The 7,294-nt window shown below is 67.1% G+C and carries 5 protein-coding genes, 1 other RNA gene and 1 pseudogene; all 7 read right to left on the bottom strand.

Annotated elements, in window-relative coordinates:
• Positions 1–251 precede the first annotated feature (251 nt).
• Positions 252–636: a transfer-messenger RNA gene (gene ssrA, locus IZR01_RS46910) on the bottom strand.
• Between the two features lie 198 nt (positions 637–834).
• The gene (gene smpB, locus IZR01_RS46905) at positions 835–1,320 is read right to left on the bottom strand and encodes an SsrA-binding protein SmpB (protein WP_194899397.1); all 486 of its coding nucleotides are present in this window, start codon (positions 1,318–1,320) and stop codon (positions 835–837) included.
• 27 nt (positions 1,321–1,347) lie between these two features.
• Positions 1,348–2,280 carry a permease-like cell division protein FtsX gene (ftsX, locus tag IZR01_RS46900; protein WP_194899398.1) on the bottom strand — a complete coding sequence of 311 codons (933 nt, stop codon included), beginning with the start codon at positions 2,278–2,280 and terminating at the stop codon, positions 1,348–1,350.
• Positions 2,281–2,337: 57 nt separating this feature from the next.
• Complete coding sequence (ftsE, locus tag IZR01_RS46895) at positions 2,338–3,027, bottom strand: cell division ATP-binding protein FtsE (RefSeq protein WP_194899399.1); 690 nt, start codon at positions 3,025–3,027, stop codon at positions 2,338–2,340.
• A gap of 468 nt (positions 3,028–3,495) precedes the next feature.
• On the bottom strand, positions 3,496–4,602 hold the full coding sequence (gene prfB, locus IZR01_RS46890) for a peptide chain release factor 2 (protein ID WP_194899400.1): 1,107 nt from the start codon (positions 4,600–4,602) through the stop codon (positions 3,496–3,498).
• A 9-nt stretch (positions 4,603–4,611) separates the two neighbouring features.
• Positions 4,612–6,771 (bottom strand): protein kinase domain-containing protein, encoded by a 2,160-nt coding sequence (locus tag IZR01_RS46885; RefSeq protein WP_194927620.1) that lies wholly within the window; start codon positions 6,769–6,771, stop codon positions 4,612–4,614.
• A 194-nt stretch (positions 6,772–6,965) separates the two neighbouring features.
• Positions 6,966–7,294 (bottom strand): annotated as a pseudogene (locus IZR01_RS46880) (hypothetical protein); the annotation flags it as partial.

Below are 7,294 nucleotides of genomic sequence, written 5' to 3'. Positions count from 1 at the left end.
CATCCGCGCTCTGGCCGGCCTCGGCTTCGCCTTCACCCCCGCTGAACAACCACTGCGCACCCCGGACCGCCTCACCGCCGCCCTCGGCCACTAGATCAAGTCAGCGTGTTAATGAAATGCGCCCCCGAGATGGCCGGATGTCCACAACCATGAAGATCAAAACGCGCTCGAGCGTGTCGGTCGAGCGCATTCCAGCAGGTCAGCGGTGTTCAAGTAGCGCAAGATCAGCTCCACCTTTTGGCTTGCGATTTGCGTGGAGCCGGCGGGAATTGAACCCGCGTCCATCGGCGGCTTGTCAGGGCTTCTCCGGGCGCAGCCTGTGTTCGCTTTTCTTGGCCCCGGCAGTCTCACAGGCACGCTGCTGACAGGCCCAGCCACATTGATGTCCCGCCTGGCCCTGTGGCCGTGCCTGGCGGTGGATCCTCCTAATGATGTCTTACCGGGCCGGAGGCGCTCCCGGGTCGACAGAAGTCATAACCTGATTATTGTCAGGCGGCGAGACCGTAAGCGGTCTGCGACTTCAGCTGCGTCTTGTTGGCAGTTATTTTTTTTGCAGCGTGTGGTTAACGAGATCATCGCTGCTTCCTCGGCCCGCTTCCCCTGCCAAAACGTCCAATGTCGAAACCGTTCGGCCCCTTGTTGGACGACTCTGGTCGGAAACGTTTGGTTTTCTGACGCTTGGTCGTCTCTGTTCAGTTGTCAACCTGTCGGCTCCGGTTTCCCGGGGCCGTGATCCAAGGGTAGCGGTTCGGCGGGGCAGACTCCAGCGGGTTCGCCGTGGGCGAACTGGGGGTCGGGGGTGGGCCTGCCGGGTGGCGAATGCGCTGGTCGGGGCTAGCGGCGGCGGTTGTTCCGCTTGAAGGCGGCGGCCATTGCCCGCTCGGCCTCGCGCTTGTTCTGGCGTTCCATGAGGGTCTGGCGCTTGTCGTACGTCTTCTTGCCTCGTGCCAGGCCGATCTCGACCTTGACCTTGCCGTCCTTGAAGTACAGCTCCAGCGGGATCAGGGTCAGGCCCGTCTCCTTGGTCTTGCCGATGAGCTTGTTGATCTCGGCGCGGTGCAGGAGCAGCTTGCGGTTGCGGCGGGGGACGTGGTTTGTCCACGTGCCCTCCGTGTACTCCGCGATGTGCACGCCCTGGAGCCAGACCTCGGCGTCCTTGATGACCGCGTAGCCGTCCACCAGGCTCGCGCGGCCTGCGCGCAGGGACTTGACCTCGGTGCCGGTCAGGGAGATGCCTGCTTCGTAGGTGGCCTCGATCTCGTACTCGTGGCGCGCCTTCTTGTTGCGGGCGATGACCTTCTGGCCTTGTTCCTTCGGCATGGGGTTCATTATCCCCGATGAACGGTGCTAGACCTTCAGGTATTTCCGCAGCGACAGGGCGCTGGCGCCGACGGCCATCAGGAGGCCTACCGGGATCAGGATCAGGACCGTGACCAGGACCTTGTCCCAGCCGATGAAGCTGGTGAAGGTGAAGTTCGGGGCCAGGACCCGGTCGATCAGGAAGAATTTGAAGCTGGCCACGCCCAGGGTCGCCACTGCGACGCCGCCCAGGCCCGCGACCGCGCCCTCCATGAGGAAGGGCAATCGGATGTAGAAGTTCGACGCTCCGACCAGGCGCATGATGCCCGTCTCGCGGCGCCTGCTGAATGCCGAGAGCCGCACCGTGTTCACGATCAGCATCAGCGCCAGCCCGACCATCACCACCGCGACCGTGGTCGCCGAGACGGTGAGGCCGTTGAACAGCTTGAACAGCGGCTGCAGGATGGTCCGCTGGTCCGAAACCGTCTCCACGCCCTGCTGCCCCTGGTAGGAGCTGATCATCGCGTCGATGTTCTCGGTGCTGGGGTTCTTCAGCTTCACCCGCAGCGAGGCCGGGATCTGGTCCGGGGTCACGTACTGGGCCATCGAGGTGCCGCTGGTGCTGCCCGCGGACTGCTGCTGGTAGCGCGCGTACGCGTCCGCCTGGCTCTCCGGGAACACCTGCTGGACCAGCTGGTTGGCCGTCAAGTCAGCCTGAAGGCTGTTCATCTGGTTCTGGGACGCCTGCCCGTTGGCGCAGGTGGCCGGGTGCAGGGTCGCGTCGTCCTTGGTACACATGAACACCGAGACTTCGACCTTGTTGTACCAGTAGTCCTTCATGTGGCTGGTCTGGAACAGCATCAGCAGCGCGACGCCGAGCATGCCGAGGGCCACCGCCGCGGAGACGACGACCGCGACGGTCATCGTGAGGTTGCGGCGTAGGCCGATGAAGATCTCGGACAGGACGAATTGTGCGCGCATAGTGGGTCGGGACTCCTACGTGAGTTCTGCTTCTAATGCTGCGGGGTCGTGGGCGCTCTAGCGGACGTATCCGTACACGCCGCGCGACTGGTCGCGCACCAGGCTGCCGCTGTCCAGCTCCAGCACCCGCTTGCGCATCTGGTTCACGATGGCCTGGTCGTGGGTCACCATCACCACGGTGGTGCCGGCGCGGTTGATCCGGTCCAGCAGCTTCATGATGCCGACCGAGGTCTCCGGGTCCAGGTTTCCGGTGGGCTCGTCGGCGATCAGGACCATCGGACGGTTCACGAACGCCCGGGCGATCGCCACGCGCTGCTGCTCACCGCCGGAGAGCTCGTTGGGGAACCGGCCGCCCTTGCCGCCCAGGCCCACCAGGTCCAGCACCTCCGGCACGGCCTTGCCGATGGTGGGCCGGGACTTGCCGATGACCTCCAGGGCGAAGGCCACGTTCTGCTCGACCGTCTTGTTCGGCAGCAGCCGGAAGTCCTGGAACACCGTGCCGATCTGGCGGCGCAGCTGCGGGATCTTCCAGTTGGACAGCTTGGCGAGGTCTTTGCCGGCCACGTGCACCCGGCCGGCGCTGGGCCGCTCCTCGCGCAGGATCAGACGCATGAAGGTCGACTTGCCCGACCCCGAGGAACCGATGACGAAAACAAACTCGCCGCGCTCGATCTCCAACGAAATATTCTGCAGCGCAGGACGGTTCTGAGTGGGGTAGGTCTTGGTGACCTTGTCGAATCTGATCATGCCGGCATCGCCTCCGCGACAAGCGCAGCCCTCAGGAAGCCCAGGCGGGCACTTATGCGTACGCTCGGTCGTAGTGTCACAGTAGAGATGACAGTACACGCCGGAAGTAGGGGTTCATGGCCCCTTCGGCCGGGAAGCACAATCCGCACCGGCTGTCAGCGGGTACGGAACACAGGAGGTGAGGCGGCATGTGCTGTGAGCACCTAGTTTGCGCGAACTGCGCGGGACCGGTGTCCGAGGGCAGGTGCAGCGTCTGCCGTGGCCAGAGGGCGCAGATGCACCGCCAGACCGGCGGCCTGTCCCTGTCGACGGTGACCGTAGTCCTGTTGACCTTGCTCATCGCTGTGGCTTTTCTCACCACGACGTTCCATTAAGGATCATCGCTATAAGTGGTGCCCATTAGCGCGGTAAAGCATGAGAAAGCCGCTATATAGAGCGAAGTGCTCTATATAGCGGCTTCTGTCCGTTTTAACCGTTCTCCCGCTGCTTGCGCCACCGGACCCCGGCCTCGATGAACTCGTCGATGTCCCCGTCCAGCACCGCCGTGGTGTTGCCGGTCTCGTGGTTCGTGCGCAGGTCCTTGACCAGCTGGTACGGGTGCAAAACGTAGCTGCGCATCTGGTTGCCCCACGACCCTGAGGAGTCGTCCTTCAGGGCGTCCATCTTCGCCTGCTCCTCCTCGCGCCGCCGCTGCAACAGCTTGGCCTGGAGCACGGCCATCGCCGAGGCGCGGTTCTGGATCTGCGAGCGCTCGTTCTGGCAGGACACCACGATCCCGGTCGGCAGGTGCGTGATGCGCACCGCGGAGTCGGTCGTGTTGACGCCCTGGCCGCCGGGGCCCGAGGAGCGGTAGACGTCGACGCGCAACTCGTCCTCGGGGATGTCGACGTGGTCGGTCTGCTCGATCACCGGCACCACCTCGACCGCGGCGAACGAGGTCTGCCGCCGGCCCTGGTTGTCGAACGGCGAGATACGCACCAGCCGGTGCGTCCCCTGTTCCACCGAGAGCGTGCCGTAGGCGTAAGGCGCCTTGACGACGAAGGTCGCGGACTTGATGCCGGCCTCTTCGGCGTACGACGTGTCGTAGACCTCGGTCGGATAACCGTGCCGCTCGGCCCAGCGCGTGTACATGCGCAGCAGCATCTCGGCGAAGTCCGCGGCGTCCACGCCGCCGGCCTCGGCGCGCAGCGACACCAGCGCCTCGCGCGCGTCGTACTCACCGGACAGCAGCGTGCGCACCTCCAGCTCGCCGACCGCCTTGGAGACGTCGATGAGCTCGCCCTGCACCTCGGCCAACGTGTCGGCGTCGCCCTCGGCCTGGCCGAGTTCGAAGAGCACCTCGACGTCCTCCAGCCGCCGGTTAAGGGTGGAGAACCGGTTCAGCTCGGACTGGAGGCCCGACAGCTTCGAGGTCACTGCCTGCGCCTTGGTCTGGTCGTTCCACAGGTCCGGGGCCGAGGCCTGCTCCTCCAGATCCGCGATCTGCGTGCGCAGCTTGTCGAGGTCGAGCACGGCCTCGATGGAGGCCATGGTCGTGCGGAGGTTCTTGAGCTCTTCGGAAGGATCTGTAGCCACGTGGCCAGCCTAGCCGGAGTACGACACCCGCAGCTTCGTGGGAGAGGCGGCCGTGACCACCGCGACCCGGCCGTCGGGGGTCTGGGTGGCGCCGGGAGGCAGTACCGACTGAAGGCCCCCGGCACCGGCCTGCCCGTCGGCATTCATCGCCTTGACGGCGCCGCCGCCGGAGCGCACGAAGATATACGACGCACCGTCACCGGTCGTAGCCGCTGTAGGGAGACCCGACAGCGGAGTCTGTACAGGCGTCCCCCACAGCTTGTTCGTATAGGCGATCGCCATTACGCCGCCATCGGAAGCCCGCGGCACGTACGCGGTGTACCCCGACGGCGCCGAGGTCGGGGCCAACGCGACGCCGGAGGCGAGGTTGCCGGTGCCCGGCACCGCCTGCCAATCGCTCCAGGAGTAGGTACCGGAGGAGCCGCTAGGGGTCCCTGTAGAAGTCATCAGCGTTCTACTGCCATCGACTCCGGCGACCACCACGGAGCCGTCCGGATTGGCCAGGGCACCCGGGGCACCGTGCAGCTTCGCCGTCCCGACCGGGACCCACTTCGACGACCAGCCGCCGTTCGTATAGCTGCGCTGGTGGACGACTCCGTCGCTCTCCCTTATAGCGAACAGCTCCAGATGCCCCGCACTAGTGGCCACTACAGCGGGCTCCGCACCCGCCTTCAGACCGCGCAGCGGCAACCAGGAGTGGCTGTTCTCGCCGGGCAAGTACCAGACCGTGCCGTCAGTACCGGTGACGAAGACGAACAGGGTCGTCGTACCCGAGGAGTCCTTAAAGACAGCCGTCCGCGGCCCGCCCTGGATAGAGACGGGAAGCTGCGGCAGATCGCGCGCCGGCTGGAAGCTCAGCCCCACCGCGGTGGACCGCGTAGTGGTTTCGGGAGGGGTGGACACATTAGTGGCCGCTCCTGCAGGCCCCTGCGAGTGCGCCTTATTGTCTTTGCCCGAGTCGTCGCCCCCGGACATGCCCATGGCGATAGCGGCCGCCGCTCCCCCGACCAACAGCGCGGCCGCGGTGGCGGCGATCCAGCGCGGTCGCTTGGCGCCGCCCGAAGAACCTTCGGGGCGGTCCGCGCGCTCGGCCCGCAGCGCGGAGACGTCGTACGTACCCGTCCCCGAACGCCGCCGCACCTCGCCCTCGTCCCGCTCGCGGATCGGGCGCATCAGGTTCAGATGGGTGTCCTCGTCCTCGTCCTTGACCTCCGCGTTGTGCACCAGCGGGACGATGCCGCTGTGCCGCATCGGGATCGGGTCGATGGTCGGGTTGCGGCCGCCGTGCAGGCTGGCGCGCGCCGAGGACCGCACGTCCCAGCCGCCCTCGCGGGGGTCCGGGACGTCCAGGGCCGGCAGGTCCGCCAGCATCGGCGCCAGCTCGCGCAGCCGGGCGGCGAACTCCGAGGCGGTCAGCCGGGCCGCCGGGCCCTTGGCCAGACAGGAGGCGACCAGCGCGGCCAGCGGGCCGGGGACGCCGGGCAGCGGCGGGATCTTGTCGGTGACGTGCCGGCGCAGCACCGCGCCGGGGTGGCCGCCGCCGAACGGGGTCCAGCCGGCCAGCAGTTCGAACAGCACTGTGCCCAGCGCGTACATGTCCACCGCCGGGCCCGGCTGCAGGCCCTCGATGACCTCCGGGGCCAGGTAGTCCGGGGTGCCGATGATCCGGGTGGCGCGGGTCCGGCGCGGGCCGTCGACCAGGCGCGCGATCCCGAAGTCGGCCAGCCGCGGGACCAGGGCGCCGCTGGCCCGGTCCAGCAGGATGTTCTCCGGCTTCACGTCCCGGTGGATGATGCCCTGGGCGTGGGCGGCGGCCAGGCCCTCGGCGACGCCGGCCACTATCGACACGGCGGTCTGCGGGCGCAGCGCGCGCTCGTTGTCCAGCAGGTGGCGCAGGTCCGAACCCCGGATCAGGTCCATCACCAGGGCCAGGTCGGTGCCGTCGACCACCAGGTCGCGCACCCCGACCACGTTCGGGTGCTGGAGCGAGGTCAGGACGGTGCGCTCCTGCACGAAGCGCGCGATCAGGGTCTGGTCGGCGGCCAGGTCCTCACGCAGCAGCTTGACGGCGACCGGGCCGCCCGGGCCCTCGCCCTCCCACACGGTGCCGCAGGTCCCGCGGCCCAGCACCGTGGTGATGGTGTATCTGCTGCCGATCTTCCGCGCCACGAGGTCTTCTCGCTCCTGTCCGCTGGCCGTGTCCGCCGCTGGGGAAACGGGGGACACGAAACTTTCCCGCGCCGCACGCCTTTCGGGCAAGCGGGCTCGCCGTAGCGGTCGTCAGTGGTCGACTCAGGCGGACAGCGGGTGATCGGTGGTCGTCATCATCATCGGCGTCGTCATGGGTGTCGTCAGCGGCATCGTCATCCGGTCTTGTTCGCGCCCGGGAAGGAGGAGGGCAGGTCGGAGGGGCCGGGGATCTGCGGAACCTTCTTCTTCTCCAGGTCGATCTTCTGCGCGATCTGGTGCCATTCGCGCGAGACCCAGTTGTTCAGGTCGTGGTGGATGCCGTTGATCTTGGCCATCGCCCAGTTCACGCCGGTGTAGATGCCGAAGCCGATGAGGGCCAGGATCGCCAGCTTGATCAAGCAGCCCATCGGCAGGCCGCGGCGCCGCTTGACGACCGTCTTCTGCACCGCCGGACGGGGCTGCTCGCGTTCGCGCTCCCGCTCGCGTTCCCGCTCCCGCTCAC

The organism is Catenulispora pinisilvae (assembly GCF_015356865.1).
GTDB lineage: Bacteria > Actinomycetota > Actinomycetes > Streptomycetales > Catenulisporaceae > Catenulispora > Catenulispora pinisilvae.
This window is presented reverse-complemented; position numbering and strand designations above follow the sequence as displayed.

Excerpts from the sequence above, each read along its gene's own strand:
- ftsE (WP_194899399.1), bottom strand. The coding sequence starts at position 3,027 with ATGATCAGATTCGACAAGGTCACCAAGACCTACCCCACTCAGAACCGT.
- smpB (WP_194899397.1), bottom strand. The coding sequence starts at position 1,320 with ATGCCGAAGGAACAAGGCCAGAAGGTCATCGCCCGCAACAAGAAGGCG.
- ftsX (WP_194899398.1), bottom strand. The coding sequence starts at position 2,280 with ATGCGCGCACAATTCGTCCTGTCCGAGATCTTCATCGGCCTACGCCGC.